The organism is Paracoccus endophyticus, from assembly GCF_003286075.1.
Classification (GTDB): Bacteria; Pseudomonadota; Alphaproteobacteria; order Rhodobacterales; family Rhodobacteraceae; genus Paracoccus; species Paracoccus endophyticus.
On record NZ_QLUV01000001.1, the window covers coordinates 215218 to 232617 of the forward strand.

Consider the following 17400-nt stretch of genomic DNA (forward strand, 5'->3'; position numbering starts at 1 on the left):
CTCAGCGCAGCACGAGCCTGGCGGTGCCAAGGACCAGACCGTCGCTGATCACCAGCGCCCCCGCAATCTCGACCAGCACGCCGGCGGTGATGACGAGCCAGCGCGGACAGCCGTGCGCGGCAAGACTGCCCCCCAGCACGAACGCGCAATCGCTCAGCGCATTCACGATGCTGTCCCCGCGATAGACGGCGGGCCCTTGCGGGGCGTTGAACAGCGCGATGACCGCCGGGGTGTTCTCGACGATCTCCCACACGCCGCTGCAGGCGATCACCAGCAGCAACCGGCGGTGCAGCGGCCAGTGCGGCCGCAGCGCCGTCGCCGCAAGGTATAGCGCGGCACCCGAGACCGCGTGAAGCGGCGAATAGAAATCCATCACATGCTGCGAGTTGTGGGCCGACAGCAGGCTGCCGTTCCACCACTCCAGCGGCACCGCCGCAGGCAGCGCGTCGCGGCCCAGCACGACCAGCCACGCCGCGACCAGGCCATTGACCAGCACAAACCCCAGGCACAGCGCGGCCACGGACCGCGCGGCGGGCGGCAGGGTCCGAACGCCAAGGGATGGTGACGGCATCAGCCCCGCCCGGCCGTGGGTGTGATCGCAATGCACGTCGGACGGCTCTCCGGTTCGGGCCCGCCCGCATTGGCCGCTCAGTCGGCCCTCAGCACGGCGGCGGGTCTTACGGTCAACGCCCGCAGCGCGAAGAAAAGTTCCGCCGCCAGCGTGGCCAGCACCCCGCCCGCGACCAGACCGACCGCGTTGGACCAGATCACCGCATGGTCGATGTCCAGCACGAACCGCGCCACCGCCCAGCCGCCCGTCACCCCCGCGGCCAGCGCGGTCAGGCCCGCCACAAGGCCCAGGATCGCCGCGCGCAGCGCAAGGCTGGCCAGGATCACCGCCCGGCTGGCGCCCAGGGTCTTGAGGATCGCGGCCTCATAGCGCCGGGCGCGCGCGCCCGCCAGCGCGGTCCCGACCAGAACGGCAAAGCCCGTGACCAGCGTGGCGGCGGCCCCCCAGCGCACGGCGACGGCGATGCCGGCCAGCAGGTCCGACGCGCGGTCGATCGCCTCGGCCACGGGGATGGCGGTGACGTTGGGCCAGCGGTCGGCGACGGCGCGCAGGATCGCGCCCTCGGTGCCCGGGGCGGCATAGACGGTGGCGATCCAGGTGTGCGGCGCGCCCCGAAGCGCGGCGGGGTTCATCGACATGACGAACCCGATGCCTGCGTTGCGGAAATCGACCTTGCGGAACGAGGCGACGGTTCCGGTGATGTCGCGCCCCATGATGTTGACGGTCAGCGTGTCGCCCAGGGCCAGCCCGATCTCGGCCCCCTCGTCGGCGGAAAAGCTGATCAGCGGCGGGCCGTCATAGTCCGGCGGCCACCAGTCGCCCGCCGTGATGGTCGTGCGGGCGGGCGGGTCGTCGGAATAGGTGACGCCCCGGTCGCCCCGGATCACCCAGTGATCGCCCGCGACCTCGGCCGCGGGACGGCCGTTGATCTGCGCGATGACGCCGCGCAGCATCGGCGCGGCCTCGACGCGGGTGACGGCGGGATGGCCGCGCACCAGCGCGTTGAAGCCGTCGATCTGGTCGGGTTGCAGGTCCACGAAGAAGAAGGACGGCGCGACGCCCGGCATCTCGCGCGCGATGGCGGTGCGCAGCGTGCCGTCGATCTGCCCGACCGTCGCCAGCACCGCCAGCCCCAGGCCCAGCGACAGCACGACCGCCGACGCCTCGGCCCGGCGGGTCCGCACCGCGCCCAGCGCCAGCCGCAGCGCGGGACGGGTGCGGGCCAGCGGCATCAGCGCCCGCGCCAGCAGCGGCGCGGTCAGGGCCGCGCCCGCCAGCAGCGCCAGCGTGGCCGCGATCGCCCCCAGCGTCCACCACGCCAGCCGCCCGTTGCCCGAAAACGCGACCGCCGCCCCCAGCAGCGCCGCCCCCGCGGCGCCGATCAGCATCAGATAGCGCGCCCCCGGCAGGCGGCGGGCGGGCGCCACGGCCGAGCGGAACAGCACGGCCGCCCGCGTCTCGGCCGCCCGCGCCAGCGGCCACAGCGTAAAGACCAGCGCCGCCAGCACGCCATAGACGGCCGCCTCGGCCAGCGGGCCGGGATAGACGCCGAAGGCCGCGGGCATCGGCAGGCGGGTCTGGATCAGCGGGGCCAGCGCCAGCGGCAGGCCCGCGCCCAGCACCAGACCCGCCGCGACGCCGATCGCCGTCAGCACCCCGACCTGCAGCAGATAGATCAGGAACACCGTGCCCCGGCTTGCCCCCAGGGTCTTGAGGGTGGCGATGACGGGCACCTTTTCGTCCAGATAGGCGCGCACCGCCGCCGCGACGCCGACCCCGCCAACGGCCAGGCCCGACAGCCCGATCAGCACCAGGAACGCGCCCAGCCGGTCCACGAAGGTGGACAGCCCCGGCGCGCCGTCGCGCGCGTCGCGCCAGCGCGGGGCCGCGCCCTCCAGCGCCTGCGTGACCTGCGCCTGCGCCGCGTCCAGGTCGGTCCCGGGCGGCAGGCGCAGGCGGTACTGCGTCTCAAACAGCGTGCCCGGCCCCAGCAAGCCGCTTTGCGCCAGATCGGCGGTCCGCACGATGGTGATCGGCCCCAGCGCCAGGCTTTCGCCCGCGTTGTCGGGGAAGCGGTCCAGGATCGCCGTCAGGGTGAAGTCCTGCACGCCGAGCCGAAAGCGGTCCCCGACCGACAGCCCCAGGCGATCCGCGAGCGCAGGTTCCATCACCGCGCCGGGCAGGCCGCCGCCCGGCGCAAGCGCGCGGTTTAGCGCGATGGGCGGTGACAGCGCGACGGTGCCGACCAGCGGATAGGCGTCATCCACGGCCTTGACCTGCGTCAGCGCACGCTCGGCCGCGCCGCCCTGCCCGACCGTGGCCATCGACCGGAACTCGGCCGTCTCGGACACCGCCTGCGCGATGCCCTCCAGCGTGGCGCGTTCGGCGTCGGTGGCAAAGCGATAGGTCAGCTCGACCTCGGCGTCGCCCCCCAGCAGCGCCGCGCCGTCGCGCGCCAGCCCCGCCTGGATGGCCGCGCGCACGGTTCCGACCGCCGCCAGCGCCGCCACCGCAAGCGCAAGGCAGGTCAGGAAGACGCCAAAGCCCCTCAGCCCGCCGCGCAGTTCCTGCCGCGCGATGCGCCAGCACAGGCGCAGGTCCCCGCTCATCCTGCCGCGCCCTCGAGCCGGCCGTCGCGCAGGCGGATCGTGCGGGCGCAGCGGGCGGCCAGGTCCGGGGCGTGCGTGACCAGCACCAGCGTCGTGCCGGCGTCGCGCACCATGCCGAACAGCAGGTCGGCGATCTGCCGGCCGGTCGCCTCGTCCAGGTTGCCGGTCGGCTCGTCGGCCAGCAGGATCGCGGGCCGGGGCGCCAGCGCCCGGGCCAGCGCCACGCGCTGCTGCTCGCCCCCCGACAACTGCGCGGGATAGTGATGGGCGCGCTCGCGCAGGCCCACGGCCGCCAGCCCGGCCATCGCCTGCTGCTCGGCGTCGGGGCGGCGCGCCAGTTCCAGCGGGATCGCCACGTTTTCCAGCGCGGTCATGGTCGGGATCAGGTGAAAGCTCTGGAACACGACGCTGAGGTGGTCGCGGCGGAACCGCGCCAGCGCATCCTCGTCCAGCGCCGTCAGGTCGCGGCCCAGCGCGCGGACCCGCCCGGCGGTCGCCTGTTCCAGCCCCCCCATCAGCATCAGCAGCGACGACTTGCCCGACCCGGACGGGCCGACCAGGCCGACCGTCTCGCCCGCCGCCACGCCCAGCGTGATGCCGCGCAGGATCTCGACGGGGCCGGCGCTGGACCCCAGCGTCAGGCGGACGTCGTCAAGGGACAGAACAGGGTCCGGCATGGCAGGTCCTTTGCGCGGGCGGGTCATGGACGGCAACGTTTCATCCGGCCCCCCGGTGCCATCGCGGCCGCGCGTCACTAGATCATGGGAAACGGAAAAAAGGGACCCGCCATGTTCGTTCGTGTTCTGGGTGCGATGCTGGTCGCGGCGCTGCCGGCCGTCGCCATCGCCCGGCCGGTGACGGTCGCCGCGCTGGGCGACAGCCTGACGCAGGGATACGGCCTGCCGCAGGATGACGGGCTGGTCCCGCAGTTGCAGGCCTGGCTGCGCGGGCGGGGGGCCGACGTGACCATCGTCAACGCAGGCGTGTCGGGCGACACCACCGCGGGCGGGCTCAGCCGCGTGGACTGGACCCTGACGCCGGACGTGGACGGGCTGATCGTGGCGCTGGGCGGCAACGACCTGCTGCGCGGCATCGACCCGGCGGTGGTCCGCGCCAACCTGGGCGGCATCCTTGACGCCGCGCGCAAGGCCGGGGTGCCGGCGATGCTGGTCGGGATCGCGGCCCCCGCGAACTATGGGCCCGAGTATCGGGCGGCGTTCGACGCCACCTTTGCCGACCTGGCCGACAGCCATGACGTGCCGCTGATTGCGTCGCTGCTGGCGCCGATCCTGGCCGCCCCCGATCCGCGCGCGGTCATGCAGGCCGACGGCATCCACCCCGATGCGGACGGCGTCCGGCTGATCGTCGAGGCGGCGGGGCCGCAGGTGCTGGGGTTCGTCGCGGCCCTGGGCGCCTGCCCGGCGGGATGCGCCGCCGCGCCGTGACGCCACGGGGCCGGTCAGGCCGACGCGCGGGCCAGATACTCCGTGACGACGGGGCGCAGGTTGCAGGCGCCCTCGTCGCGGGCGGCGTCGATCAGGCCGCGCAGCGCGCACAGGTCGATCCGCCGGATCAGCGCCTTGACCGGCCCCACCGACGCCGGCCGCATCGACAGCCGCCGCAGCCCCAGCGCGGCGAATGTCGCGGCCTCGGCCGGGCGGCCCGCGTCCTCGCCGCAAAAGCTCAGCGGAACGCCCGCCTGGGTGCAGCGGTCCACGATCTGCGCCAGCAGCGCGACGAAGGGGGTGCTGAGCGTGTCATAGCGGCGGCGGACGCGCTCGTTCTCTCGGTCGGCGGCAAAGAAGAACTGCTTGAGGTCGTTGCCGCCGATCGACACGAAGTCGCAGGCCCGGAAGAACGCCGGCGAGGCGAAGGCCAGCGACGGGGTTTCCAGCATGGCGCCCACCTTGATCCCGCTGGGCAGCGCATGGCCCATCGCGCCCTCACGCTCCAACTGGTGCATCAGCATGGCGCGGGCCTGCGTGAACTCGCTTTCCTCGGCGATAAAGGGGAACATGACCTGCAGTTCCCGCCCGGCGGCGGCGCGGATCAGGGCCTGCAACTGCATCTGCAGCACGCCGCGCTTGTCGAGGCCCACGCGGATGGCGCGCCACCCCATGGCGGGGTTCGGCTCGTCCTGAGGCTTCATGTAGGGCAGGACCTTGTCGGACCCGATGTCCAGCGTGCGGAACACCACCGGCTTGCCGTGCGCGTTGTCCAGCACCCGGCGATACATGGCCGCCAGCTCGTCGCGGCGGGGCACGCGGGTGCGGGTCAGGAACTGCAGCTCGGTGCGGAACAGCCCCACCCCCTCGGCGCCCGAGCCTTCGAGGCTGGGCAGGTCGCCCATCAGCCCGGCGTTCATGTGCAGCTCGACCCGGCAGCCGCACAGCGCCGTCGCCGGCAGGGTGCGCAGGTCGGCATAGCGGCTTTGGGCTGCCGCCTGCATGGCGATCTTGTCGCGGAAGGCGGCGGCCACCGACTCCTCGGGGCGCAGGTGGACGATGCCCGTGTCGCCGTCCACCAGGATGGTGTCGCCGTTCAGCGCCTCGGCGGTGATGCGGGTCGCGTGGATGACCAGCGGGATGGACAGCGCCCGCGCCACGATGGCGGCATGGCTGCCGACGCTGCCTTCCTCGAGGACGACGCCGCGCAGGCGGCGGCCATAATCCAGCAGCTCGGCGGGGCCGATGTTGCGCGCGACCAGAACCGGGTTGGGCGGCATCTCGGCCCCGGTGTCGCGCCCCTGCCCGGTCAGGATGCGCAGCAGCCGGTGGGCCAGGTCGTCCAGGTCGTGCAGCCGGTCGCGCAGATAGGGATCGGGCGAGGCTTCCAGCCGCGCGCGGGTCTGAAGCTGTTCCTTCTCGACCGCCGCCTCGGCGGAAAGGCCCCGTTCGATGTCGTCCATCATCCGCCGCAGCCAGCTGCGGGACTGGGCGAACATCCGGTAGGTTTCCAGCACCTCGGCGCCCTCGCCCTTGGGCATGGCGTTGGTGCTGAGCATCTCGTCCAGCGACCGGCGCAGCATCGCCATCGCCTCGGTCAGGCGCGCGCGCTCCTTGTCGGGATCGTCGCCGACGGGGTTGGTCACCACCACCCGCGGCTCGTGCAGCCAGACCTGACCCTCGGCCGCGCCCTCCTGCCCGGCCAGGCCGCGGATCATCGCGGGAAAGCGGTGGGTCGAGGGCTGGGCGTCGTTGCCCACGAAGGCGCCCAGCTCGGCCATCTCGGCCAGCACCATGGCCACGACCTCAAGGCCGTAGATCTCGTCCTCGGTGAACTCGCGCGCCGCGCGCGACTGCACGACCACGACCCCCAGCTTTTCCCCGACGCGCTGGATCGGCACGCCCAGGAACGACGGGAACACCTCCTCGCCGGTTTCGGGCATGAAGCGGAAGCCGGGTTCGGCCGGCGCGTTGGCGGTGTTCAGGGGGCGGCCGGTGCGGGCCACGCGGCCGACCAGCCCCTCGCCCAGCCGCAGGCGGGTCTTGTGCACGGATTCGGGGCGCAGCCCTTCGGTCGCACACAGTTCCAGCGTCTGGGGATCGCGGAACAGATAGATCGAGCACACCTGCGTGCCCATCGAATCGGCTATGTGGTGGGCAATGCTGTCCAGCCGCGCCTGCCCGTCGCCGGGCGCGGCCAGCGTGTCGCGCAGTCGGCCCAGCAGCTTGCGAGAGTCGCTTTCGCCCCGGTTCGGCATCGGCCCGTCAACCCTTCCTGGTCAACCTGATGTGACGGCAGGCACGGCCCTGCGGCCACGTCCCGCCCGCCCCGCGGTCCTCATCCGGCGCGCTCAGGCCTTGTCCAGGTCAAAGGCATCATGCAGGGCCTGCACGGCCAGTTCCATATAGCGCCGGTCGATCAGCACCGAAATCTTGATCTCGCTGGTGGCGATGACCTTGATGTTGATGTTTTCGTCGGCCAGCGCCTTGAACATGCGCGCGGCGACGCCCGCATGGCTGCGCATCCCGATGCCCACGACCGACACCTTGGCCACGTCGTCGTCCACGCTCAGCTCGTCATAGGCGATCAGCCCAGCGGCGCGGGCATCCTCCATCGCGCGGCGGGCGCGATCGACCTGGTTGACGGGGCAGGAAAAGGTCATGTCGGTGACCGCGCCCGGATGATCGTCGTAGTCGCGTTCGGAAATGTTCTGGACGATCATGTCCACGTTGACGCCGGCCTCGGCCAGCGGCGCGAAGATGGCGGCGGAAATGCCGGGCCGGTCCTCGACCGTGACCAGCGTGATCTTGGCCTCGTCGCGCGAATAGGCCACGCCGGAGACGACCTTGGATTCCATGATCTCATCCTCATCGCAGACCAGCGTGCCGCTGGTTTCATCGGTATCCTCGAAGGACGACAGCACCCGCAGGCGGACGTTGTAGCGCATCGCCAGCTCGACCGAGCGCGTCTGCAGAACCTTGGCGCCCAGGCTGGCCAGCTCCAGCATCTCCTCGAAGGCGATGCGGTCCAGCTTGCGGGCCTTGCGGCTGATGCGCGGATCGGTCGTGTAGACGCCGTCCACGTCGGTATAGATGTCGCAGCGCTCGGCCCCGAAAGCGGCGGCAAAGGCCACGGCGGTGGTGTCGGACCCGCCGCGCCCCAGGGTCGTCACGCGCCCGTCCGGGCCGATGCCCTGGAACCCGGCGATGACGGCGACCTTCATGCCTTCGGCAAACTTCTGGTCGATATTGGCGCGCGGGATCGACACGAAGCGCGCCGATCCGTGCTGCGCGGTGGTGTTTATCGGCACCTGCCAGCCCTGCCAGCTGCGCGCGGGCACGCCCATCGCCTGCAGGCGCAGCGCCATCAGCCCGGCGGTGACGTTCTCTCCGCTGGCGACGACGGCGTCGTATTCGCGCGCGTCATACAGGCGCGAGGTCCCCTCGACCCAGCCGACCAGCTCGTTGGTCTTGCCCGACATGGCGCTGACGATGACGATCACGTCATGGCCGCGCTCGACCTCGCGCTGCACCTTGCGGGCGGCGTTCGCGATGCGGTCCAGGTCGGCCACCGAGGTGCCCCCGAATTTCATCACCAGAAGCGGCATCGACGGCCCCCTGCCAGGATCAACCGGACGGCTTCTAGGGCCGGCGCCCGCCATTCGCAAGTGGCGCCGCAGGCCGGTTCAGTTCACCCGGCGCTTGCGCAGGAACGGCAGGGGGGTGATCGGCACGCCCTCCTCGAGCAGGGCGCGGGCCTCCTCCAGCGGGGCCTCGCCGTGGATGGCGCGCTCGGGCTTGCGGCCTTCGTGCATGTCGCGGGCCTCGGTCGCAAACGCATCGCCCACATAGTCCGAGGTTCGCTCGACATGGGCGCGCAGCTCGGCCAGCCGCTGCTCGACGGTGCTGGCGGGGGCCTTCAGCGGATGCGCCTCCTCGTCGGCGGCGCGCACGGGCACCGCCGGGGCCATGGGCGCCTTGGCGATGCTGGTCGAGCCGCAAACCGCGCAGCTGACCTGCCCCCCCGACAGCAGCGCGTCAGAGCCGCTGGCCGACCGGAACCAGCTGTCGAAGTCGTGCCCCTTGTCGCAGCGCAGCGCATAGCGGATCATCGTGACGGAAACTCCTGTCCCTGGCGGCAAATATCGGCCCCGCGCGGCCGCCGTGCAAGGGGCCGCGGGGTCGCACGGGGTCACGCGGGGTCGCGGGCCGCGCGGCCGTCAGCGCCCGAGCAGCGCCAGCAGCCGGGCCGTCAGGGCGGCGGGATCGGGCGCCTCGCGGTCCAGGGTCGCGCGGGCGGCGGCCCCCATGGCGCGCGCCGCGGCGGGATCGTCGGCCAGGGCGCCGACCGCCGCGGCCAGGGTCGCCCCGGTGATCGCGCGGGCCGCCCCCGCGGCCGCAAGCCGCGCGAAATCCTGCGCAAAGTTCGACACGTCCGGTCCGTGCAGCAGCGCGCAGCCGCAGGCCGCCGGCTCCCACGGGGTATGGCCGCCGCGATCGCTGAGCGATCCCGCGACAAGGCAAAGGCCCGCCGCCGCGGCCGCGGGCCGCATCACCCCCAGCCGGTCGATCAGCGTCACCGCGGCGTCCGGGTCCGGCCCGTCGCGCCAGCGCGCCAGGGACAGGCCGCGCGCGCGCGCCAGCGCGGCCACGGCGTCGGCCCGTCGGGGATGGCGCGGGGCCAGGATCAACCGCAGCCGCGGCCGCGTCGCGCGCAGGGCGGCATGGGCGTCCAGGACGATCTCGTCCTCGCCCTCGTGCGTCGAGGCGGCCAGCCACGTCGCGTCGCGCCGCGCATCGGGCGCGACCGGCGGCCAGGCGGCCGGTCCCATCAGCTTGAGGTTGGTGCGCGGCGCCAGCGCCTGCGGCCGCAGCCCCAGCGCGGCCAGCCGCCGTTCGGTCGCGGCGTCCTGCGCCGACAGCAGGTCCAGCCCGCCCAGGACGGGGGCCACCAGCCCGCGCATCCGCGCCCAGCGCGCCGCCGAGCGGGCCGACATCCGGGCCCCCACCACCGCCTGCGCGATCCCGCGCCGCCGGGCCGAGGCGGCGCGATTGGGCCAGATCTCGTTCTCGATCGTCACGACCAGGGCGGGCCGGGCCGCGTCCAGGAACCGCTCGACCGCCCCAGGCACGTCCAGCGGCGCCAGCCGTGCGGGCAACCCCCAGCCCTGCGCCACGGCCCGCCCGGTCACGCTGTTGGCCGTGACCAGCACCGGCACCGCGGCGGCAAGATGCGACGCCAGCACCCGGGCCGAGTTCAGCTCGCCCACCGAGGCCCCGTGCAGCCAGACCCCGCCCGAGACATCGGGCGGGCCTGCGTCCAGCACCATGCGCTGCCGCGCCTCGGGACCGGCAAGCGGCGCGGCCCCGCGCAGCACGGCACCCGCCAGATACGTTGCTGCGCGATAGATCATGCGGGGGTTCCAGGCTGTCGGGCGATCGGTGCGACCAGGGGATGCGCCAGGATGGCCCGGGTCGCCGCGCCCGCCAAGCCTTGCGGATGTCGCGGGTTGATGGTGGAGGCGGGTACCGGAATCGAACCGGTCTTCACGGATTTGCAATCCGCTGCGTAACCTCTCCGCCAACCCGCCGCCGTGAGGTGCGCGACAGATAAGGCAAAGCCCAGGGCCGCGCAAGCGGATCGCATGAGGTGGCCGGGCGCGCGGCGTTGGCGCGGACAGCCGCTTGCGCGCGGGCGCACCAGGGCCGGACCGTCCTGGACGCCCCTCGCCAGCGCCCCCGCCCGCAGCCCGGCAAAACCGGACCGGGCAGGCCTGCAAGACAGGCGCGGTGTCCCCGCGGCCTGCCCCGCGTCGGCGCGCGCGGGTGGCCTCAGCGGCCCCGGACCCGCGCGTTGCGGTTGCCGATCAGCTTCAGCCGCAGGGCGTTCAGCTTGATGAAACCGGCCGCGTCCTTCTGGTCATAGGCGCCCGCGTCGTCCTCGAACGTGACATGCGCCTCGGAATACAGGCTGTGGTCCGACCAGCGGCCCACGCAACTGACCGAGCCCTTGTAGAGCTTGAGCCGGACGGTGCCGGTCACGTGCTCCTGGCTCTTGTCGATCAGCGCCTGCAGCATCTCGCGTTCCGGGCTGAACCAGAAGCCGTTGTAGATCAGCTCGGCATAGCGCGGCATCAGGCTGTCCTTGAGGTGGCCCGACCCGCTGTCCAGCGTGATCTGCTCGATGCCCCGGTGCGCCTCCAGCAGGACGGTGCCGCCCGGCGTCTCGTAGATGCCGCGCGACTTCATCCCGACGAAGCGGTTCTCGACGAAATCCAGCCGGCCGATGCCATGCGCGCCGCCCAGTTCGTTCAGCCGCGTCAGGATCGTCGCCGGCGACAGCGCCTGACCGTCGATGGCCACGGCGTCGCCCCGCTCGAACGCGATCTCGACATACTGGGGCCGGTCGGGCGCGTCCTCGGGGCTGACGGTGCGCTGATAGACATAGTCCGGCGCTTCCTCGGCGGGATTTTCCAGCGCCTTGCCCTCGGACGAGGTGTGCAGCAGGTTCGCATCGACGCTGAACGGCGCCTCGCCGCGCTTGTCCTTGGCAATCGGGATCTGGTTGGCTTCCGCGAACTCGATCAGCTTGGTGCGGCTGGTCAGGTCCCACAGCCGCCACGGCGCGATCACCTTGATCGCCGGGTCCAGCGCATAGGCCGACAGCTCGAACCGCACCTGGTCGTTGCCCTTGCCGGTGGCGCCGTGGGCCACCGCATCGGCGCCATGCTCATGCGCGATCTCGACCAGCCGCTTGGCGATCAGCGGCCGCGCGATCGAGGTGCCCAGCAGGTAAAGCCCCTCATAGACGGCATTGGCGCGGAACATCGGGAAGACATAGTCGCGCACGAACTCCTCGCGCACATCCTCGATGTGGATGTTCGAGGGCGCGATGCCCAGCATCTCGGCCTTGGCGCGCGCGGGCTCCAGCTCCTCGCCCTGGCCAAGGTCGGCGGTGAAGGTGATGACCTCGCAGCCGTATTCGGTCTGCAGCCATTTCAGGATGATCGAGGTGTCCAGCCCCCCGGAATAGGCCAGGACTACTTTCTTGGGCGCCTCGGTCATGGCGGTCTCTCCGTGCGGACATGATCGCCGGCGGGGATAGGGCGTTTTGCCCAGCGTCACAAGGGCAGGCGGCGGACGCCCCGCCAGCGGCGGATGCCGCGGCGCGGGCGCGGGCGCGGGCGCGGGACCGGGCGGGACGGGGCGCGGCCCCGCGCCGGCTTGCCATGCGGCCCGGATGCGCGCACATCAAGGCGATGCAGACGCCCGCCCCGATCCCACCGCACGCCGGTTCCGGCCCGTTCGCCGACGCCGTGGCCGATGCGGCGGCCGCTCTGCGGCCGCTGTTCGAACCCACGCCCCTGCAGCGCAACGCCCTGTTGTCGGACCGCTACGGCGCCGACATCTGGCTCAAGCGCGAGGACCTGACCCCGGTGCGCAGCTACAAGCTGCGGGGCGCGCTGACGGCGATGCGCAAGGCGCTGGCGCTGCGGCCCGGCGCGCGTTTTGTCTGCGCCAGCGCGGGCAACCACGCGCAGGGCATGGCCTATGCCTGCCGCGAGTTCGGGGCGCAGGGCACGATCTTCATGCCCGTCACGACGCCGCAGCAGAAGATCCAGAAGACGCGGATGTTCGGCGGCGATTCGGTGCACATCGAGCTGTTCGGCGACTATTTCGACCAAAGCCTGCGGGCCGCGCAGGCGATGGCGCAGGACAGCGGCAGCGTGTTCCTGTCGCCTTTCGACAATGCCGAGGTGATCACGGGCCAGGCCACCGTCGGCCACGAGATCCTGGACCAGGGTCCGCCGCCCGATCTGGTGGTGCTGCCGGTCGGCGGCGGGGGCCTGTCAGCCGGCATGGCGCGGCTGTTGTCCGAACGCGCGCCCGCGACGCGCTTTGCCCTGGTCGAGCCTGCGGGCGGCGCCAGCCTGCACGCCGCGCTGGCGGCGGGGCAGCCGGTGACCCTGCCCACCGTGGACAATTTCGTGGACGGCGCGGCGGTCGCGCGGATCGGCGACCTGCCGTTCGCCACCCTGTCGCGCTTTGTCCCCGCCGACCTGGTGCTGGCCCCCGAGGACCGGGTCTGCGCCACCATGCTGGAGATGCTGAACGTCGAGGGGATCGTGCTGGAACCCGCGGGCGCGCTGGCCATCGACGCGCTGGCCGAGCTGGCGGCGCGCGGGCAGCTTTCCGGGCGGCAGGTGGTCTGCGTCTGCTCGGGCGGCAACTTCGATTTCCAGCGCCTGCCCGAGGTGCGCGAGCGCGCCCAGCGGCACGCGGGCGTCAAGAAATACTTCATCCTGCGCCTGCCGCAGCGGCCCGGCGCGCTGCGCGAGTTCCTCAACCTGCTGGGGCCCGACGATGACATTGCGCGGTTCGAATACCTCAAGAAATCGGCCCGCAACTTCGGCTCGGTCCTGATCGGGATCGAGACGACGCACCCCGCCAACCTTGCCGCGCTGAACGACCGGCTGCGGCAGGCCGGGCTGGACTGGCGCGACATCACCGGCGACGTGGTGCTGTCCGAATTCCTGATCTGACCGCGCCTCAGGCCACCGCCGCGCCGGCCTGGCCACCCAGCACGCGGTCCAGGTCGCGCATCAGGATCTGCCTTGACATGGCATAGCTGTCGGTCAGCGCCGCCGTGCGGACCTGATCCGCGCGGCCCCGCATGACCTGCGTCTCGCACGACTGGCAAAGCCGGCCGAGCTCGGCCAGGCCGATGGTCTAGGCGCTGCCCTTGATGACATGCAGCCGCGTCCCCAGCCCCTCGGGCGGGACCGTGTCCAGCCGCATCACGGCGTCCTCGATCTCGTCCAGAAACAGGTCCAGGATCGCGCGGAAGTCCGGGTCCCCCAGGTCGCGATGCATCTCGCACAGTCGTTTCCAGTCGATCATCGCAGGCCCCGCACCAGGTCTGCCCCGCTCTAGCAGCGCCGGGTTGACGCAAGGTTAACGCAGGCCCGGTCGCCCCTTAACCGCCGGTTTACCCGACCCGGCTAATGGTTGCGCATGAGTCCGTCGAATCGCCCTGTCCCGCCTGCCGCACGCGATCCGGGCCGCCCGCCTCCGGCCCGGCGGCGGCTGGTGCTGGTGGTGGACGACAGCCGCGCGCACCGACGCCTGCTGTCGGTGCTGCTGACCCGCGCGGGCTATGACGTGATCGAGGCCCGCGACCCCGATCACGCGCTGGACGTGTGCCGCACCCGAAAGCCCGACCTGATCGTGTCGGACTGGATGATGAACGGCATGGCCGGGCCCGACCTGTGCCGGGCGCACCGCGCGATCGACCGGCCCGGCTATGGCTATTTCGTGCTGCTCACCTCAAGGACCGACAGGGCCGACATCGCCTTGGGCCTGCAATCGGGCGCGGACGATGTCCTGACCAAGCCCGTGTCGGGGACCGAGCTGCTGGCCCGCCTTGCGGCCGGCGAGCGCGTGATCGACATGCAGGACCGGCTGGAGGCCACGAACCAGGCCCTTCAGACCACGCTTGCCGACCTGCGCCAGGCGCAGGAGGTGATGACCGGCGACCTGCGCGAGGCGCGCAAGCTGCAGCAGGGGCTGGTCCGGGAACGCCAGCGCCGCTTCGGGGCCATGCGGGCGTCGCTGCTGTGGCGGCCGGCGGGGCTGATCGGGGGCGATCTGGTGGGCTTTCGCCAGCTGGACGACGACACCGTGGCGCTGCATGCGGTCGATGTGTCGGGCCATGGCGTCACCGCGGCGCTGTTCACCGCGCGGCTGGCCGCGCAGCTGGACGGGCTGGACCACCCCGACCGCCCGACGATCCCGCCCCCGGCCGAGGTGGTGCGCTCGCTGAACGCCATGATCCTCGACAGCCTGCGCACCGACGCCTATGCGACGATCGTCTATGCCCAGATGCAGCTGTCCACCGGCGCGGTCCGGCTGATCCAGGCCGGGCATCCGCATCCGATGCTGCAACGCGCATCCGGCGCGATCGAGCGGATCGGCCAGGGCGGCATGCCCGTCGGCCTGTTCGAGGACGCGCAGTTCGACGAGGTGACGCTGACGCTGGCCCCCGGCGACCGGCTGTTCATCGCCTCGGACGGCATCACCGAGGCGATCAGCGCCCGCGGCCAGCAACTGGGCGAGGAGGGGCTGCGCGCCATGCTGCAGATCAACGCGCCCCTGACCGGCGAGGCGCTGCTGGAATCGATCGCGTGGTCGGTGTCCGAGTTTTCGGGCGGCCAGCGCGCCGACGACGTCTCGGCCATCCTGGTCGAGCATCTGTCGGGCGCGCAGCTGATCTCGCTGGCGCGCGAGGAGGGCGGCGCGGGCTGACCGCGCGACCCCCGGGCGGCCGGGCCGCGTCAGATCAGCAGCACCTGGGTGCCGATCTTCGTCAGGCCGAACAGCTCCTGGATATGCTCGTTGTAAAGCCCGATGCAGCCGTTCGACGACTTGCGCCCGATCTTGCGCGTGTCATGGGTGCCGTGGATGCGATAATACTGCCAGCTCAGCCACAGGGCGTGGGTTCCCAGCGGGTTGTCCGGCCCCGCGGGGACAAAGTCCGGCCACTCGGGGTTGCGCTTCTTCATCTCGGGCGTGGGCGACCAGGTGGGGCCCTCGACCTTCTTGATGATCTCGGTGCGGCCGCGGCGGGTCAGATCCTCGCTGACCGGAATCGAGGTCGGGTACAGCCGGAAGGTCGCCCCGTCCTCGGACCAGTAGCTGAGCGCGCGCGACGTCAGGTCGACCAGAACCGCGCCGTTGGTCAGGTCGGTGAAATAGGGGCGCCAGTCCTGCACCCGAAAGCTCGAGATGTTGCGCCGGCTGTCCTGCTGCGAATCGTACTGGACCACGCCCGCATCCGGGGTCGCGCCCGCGACCGGCGCACCCGCCAGCGGCTGACCCGTATAGGGGTCGATCGCCTGTGCCGAGGCCGCGCCGGCAAGACCGGCCGCGCCCATTGCGACCGAGGTGGCAAGGAAGGCCCGCCGGTCAAGGGCGGGCGGCGTCGTGTGGCGCATGGCTGTCTCCTGTAAGCCGGGCCGCCTGGCGCGGCCTTCTGGGCATCTCTGGCTGGCGGATTAGGACCGCTTCGTGGGCGGAGCAAATCAAACCGCTGTCATGTCCGCAGATCCCCCGACGCTGTTGCGCGACAGCCAGAGCTGCCGGTCCGGGGCGGCACGCGGCGGACCGAGTAAACCCGCCGCCTGCAACTGGCAGTTGCCCGCCGCGTTCGCCGCCCGGCGCTTGCTGGTGGCGCTTACGGGCGGCCGTCCAGCCGCACGAAGTCGAGAACGCTGCCCTGGCCCTCGGCGACCTGAGACCAGTCGTCCGCCTGGAAATCCACCACCAGCGTCGCCCCGGTCGGATAGCGGCGAAAGTCAGGGTCCAGCGGCGGGCGGGCGGGCAATTTCTGTGCAAGCGCCGCGATGCCGGGGTTGTGGCCGATCATCATCACCGTGGGCGCGCGCGCGGTGCGCAGCACCTCCAGCATGGTGTCCGGCGCGGCGAGATACAGCCGCCGGTCGGCGTGGACCGCCGGGCGCGTTTCGAACACCGCGCCCTCGACCAGTTCCCACGTCTCGACGGTGCGGCGGGAATCGGAACACAGCACCTCTTCGGGGTGATGGCCGCGGCTGGCCAGCCAGTCGCCCAGGGCACGGGCCGTCCGGCGGCCGCGCGCGTTCAGCGGGCGATCGTGGTCGGGAACCGTGGGGTCGTCCCAGTCCGACTTTGCATGGCGGGTCAGGATCAGGCGGCAGTGTCCGTTCGGCGTCATCACTACCCTTTCTGGGTCCAACTGCGGCAAGACTGCCATCGCCCCCGCAGTGCCGCAAGCGCCGCGTGTGCGCGCGCGGCCCTTGCGGTCAAAGCCCGCTGTCGCCCTGGCGCAGCCCGTGCGGCTTGACGCGCGCCTCGCTGGACCGGATCAGGCTGCCCGCGCCCTGTTCGGTGAACAGTTCCAGCAGGGTGGCGTTCGGCACGCGCCCGTCCAGGATGACGACGGCGCGCACGCCATCCTCCAGCGCCTTCAGCGCGGTCTCGGTCTTGGGGATCATCCCGCCGGCGATGGTTCCGTCGGCGATCATGGCGCGCAGCTGGTCGGGATGGATCTGCGTCAGCACCTGCCCCGAGGCGTCCTTGACCCCCGACACGTCCGTCAGCAGCAGCAGCCGGTCGGCCCGCAGCGCCCCCGCGATGGCCCCCGCGGCGGTGTCGCCGTTGACGTTGAACGTCTCGTTGTCGGCCATCCCCGTCGCCACCGGCGCGATCACCGGGATCAGCCCGGCCAGATAAAGGTCGCGGATGATCTGCACGTTCATCTCGATCGGGCGGCCCACGAAGCCCAGTTCGGGGTCGTCGGCCTCGCACACCATCAGGTCGTCGTCCTTGCCGGAAATGCCGATGGCGCGCCCGCCCGCATCGTTGATCGCCTGGACGATGCGCTTGTTGACCAGCCCCGACAGGACCATCTCGACCACCTGCACGGCCTCGGCCGTGGTGACGCGCTTGCCGCGGACAAAGCGGCTTTCGATCCCCAGCCGGTCCAGCAGGTCGTTGATCATCGGTCCGCCGCCGTGGACGACGACGGGGTGGATGCCCACCTGCTTCATCAACACGATGTCGCGGGCGAATTCGGCCATCGCCGCGTCGTCGCCCATGGCGTTGCCGCCGAACTTGACGACCACGACGGCGCCCGCATAGCGCTGCATGTAGGGCAGCGCCTCGGACAGGGTGCGGGCGGGGGCGGCAAAGTCTCGGTCCATGTTCTGCTGTCTCATCCGGCGTCCCTGATGGGTTC

The 17400-nt window shown here is 72.0% G+C and carries 16 protein-coding genes and 1 tRNA gene; 3 read left to right on the plus strand and 14 right to left on the minus strand.

Translation table 11 applies throughout. The features are described from left to right. Position 1: 1 nt before the first annotated feature. The 3 genes from DPQ23_RS01080 to DPQ23_RS01090 form a co-directional block, all read right to left on the minus strand. Positions 2-571, minus strand: a complete 570-nt coding sequence (locus DPQ23_RS01080; protein WP_112872825.1) for a DUF2585 family protein — start codon at positions 569-571, stop codon at positions 2-4. A gap of 77 nt (positions 572-648) precedes the next feature. After that, positions 649-3180 carry an ABC transporter permease gene (locus tag DPQ23_RS01085; RefSeq protein ID WP_112872826.1) on the minus strand — a complete coding sequence of 844 codons (2532 nt, stop codon included), beginning with the start codon at positions 3178-3180 and terminating at the stop codon, positions 649-651. Further along, the gene (locus DPQ23_RS01090; RefSeq protein ID WP_112872827.1) at positions 3177-3857 is read right to left on the minus strand and encodes an ABC transporter ATP-binding protein; all 681 of its coding nucleotides are present in this window, start codon (positions 3855-3857) and stop codon (positions 3177-3179) included. Before DPQ23_RS01090 ends, DPQ23_RS01085 begins: the two co-directional genes overlap by 4 nt. A 111-nt stretch (positions 3858-3968) precedes the next feature. Between DPQ23_RS01090 and DPQ23_RS01095 the strand changes: the two genes are divergently transcribed. Beyond that, complete coding sequence (locus tag DPQ23_RS01095; protein WP_170310746.1) at positions 3969-4625, plus strand: arylesterase; 657 nt, start codon at positions 3969-3971, stop codon at positions 4623-4625. 14 nt (positions 4626-4639) lie between these two features. Here the strand turns inward: DPQ23_RS01095 and ptsP are convergent, their stop codons facing one another. The 6 genes from ptsP to DPQ23_RS01125 all read right to left on the minus strand — a co-directional run bounded on the left by ptsP (position 4640) and on the right by DPQ23_RS01125 (position 11690). Further along, the gene (gene ptsP, locus DPQ23_RS01100) at positions 4640-6883 is read right to left on the minus strand and encodes a phosphoenolpyruvate--protein phosphotransferase (RefSeq protein ID WP_112872828.1); all 2244 of its coding nucleotides are present in this window, start codon (positions 6881-6883) and stop codon (positions 4640-4642) included. Positions 6884-6976: 93 nt separating this feature from the next. After that, entirely contained in the window at positions 6977-8233 is a 1257-nt protein-coding gene (locus tag DPQ23_RS01105) for an aspartate kinase (protein ID WP_112872829.1), read from the minus strand. A 78-nt stretch (positions 8234-8311) separates the two neighbouring features. Next, positions 8312-8737 carry a DUF1178 family protein gene (locus DPQ23_RS01110; protein ID WP_112872830.1) on the minus strand — a complete coding sequence of 142 codons (426 nt, stop codon included), beginning with the start codon at positions 8735-8737 and terminating at the stop codon, positions 8312-8314. Positions 8738-8845: 108 nt separating this feature from the next. After that, positions 8846-10039, minus strand: coding sequence for a 3-deoxy-D-manno-octulosonic acid transferase (locus tag DPQ23_RS01115; RefSeq protein ID WP_112872831.1), 1194 nt, complete (start codon positions 10037-10039; stop codon positions 8846-8848). A 103-nt stretch (positions 10040-10142) separates the two neighbouring features. Further along, a tRNA-Cys gene (locus tag DPQ23_RS01120) sits at positions 10143-10216 on the minus strand. Positions 10217-10457: 241 nt separating this feature from the next. Then, on the minus strand, positions 10458-11690 hold the full coding sequence (locus DPQ23_RS01125; protein WP_112872832.1) for an argininosuccinate synthase: 1233 nt from the start codon (positions 11688-11690) through the stop codon (positions 10458-10460). Between the two features lie 194 nt (positions 11691-11884). Between DPQ23_RS01125 and ilvA the strand changes: the two genes are divergently transcribed. Continuing rightward, entirely contained in the window at positions 11885-13168 is a 1284-nt protein-coding gene (gene ilvA / locus DPQ23_RS01130; RefSeq protein ID WP_112873294.1) for a threonine ammonia-lyase IlvA, read from the plus strand. A gap of 7 nt (positions 13169-13175) precedes the next feature. On the opposite strand, the gene DPQ23_RS16025 is transcribed toward ilvA, so the two are convergent. After that, positions 13176-13301 carry a hypothetical protein gene (locus tag DPQ23_RS16025; RefSeq protein WP_276310542.1) on the minus strand — a complete coding sequence of 42 codons (126 nt, stop codon included), beginning with the start codon at positions 13299-13301 and terminating at the stop codon, positions 13176-13178. Between the two features lie 54 nt (positions 13302-13355). Further along, positions 13356-13526 (minus strand): hypothetical protein, encoded by a 171-nt coding sequence (locus tag DPQ23_RS15285; protein ID WP_162630595.1) that lies wholly within the window; start codon positions 13524-13526, stop codon positions 13356-13358. A gap of 114 nt (positions 13527-13640) precedes the next feature. On the opposite strand from DPQ23_RS15285, the gene DPQ23_RS01135 reads away from it, so the two are divergent. After that, the gene (locus tag DPQ23_RS01135) at positions 13641-14930 is read left to right on the plus strand and encodes a PP2C family protein-serine/threonine phosphatase (RefSeq protein ID WP_112872833.1); all 1290 of its coding nucleotides are present in this window, start codon (positions 13641-13643) and stop codon (positions 14928-14930) included. Positions 14931-14959: 29 nt separating this feature from the next. On the opposite strand, the gene DPQ23_RS01140 is transcribed toward DPQ23_RS01135, so the two are convergent. The 3 genes from DPQ23_RS01140 to argB form a co-directional block, all read right to left on the minus strand. Continuing rightward, positions 14960-15619, minus strand: coding sequence for a L,D-transpeptidase (locus DPQ23_RS01140; RefSeq protein WP_112872834.1), 660 nt, complete (start codon positions 15617-15619; stop codon positions 14960-14962). 239 nt (positions 15620-15858) lie between these two features. Next, positions 15859-16377: a SixA phosphatase family protein gene (locus DPQ23_RS01145; RefSeq protein ID WP_112872835.1), complete on the minus strand. Its 519-nt coding sequence runs from the start codon at positions 16375-16377 to the stop codon at positions 15859-15861. Positions 16378-16465: 88 nt separating this feature from the next. Further along, the gene (gene argB, locus DPQ23_RS01150; protein ID WP_112873295.1) at positions 16466-17365 is read right to left on the minus strand and encodes an acetylglutamate kinase; all 900 of its coding nucleotides are present in this window, start codon (positions 17363-17365) and stop codon (positions 16466-16468) included. Between the last annotated feature and the right edge of the window lie 35 nt (positions 17366-17400).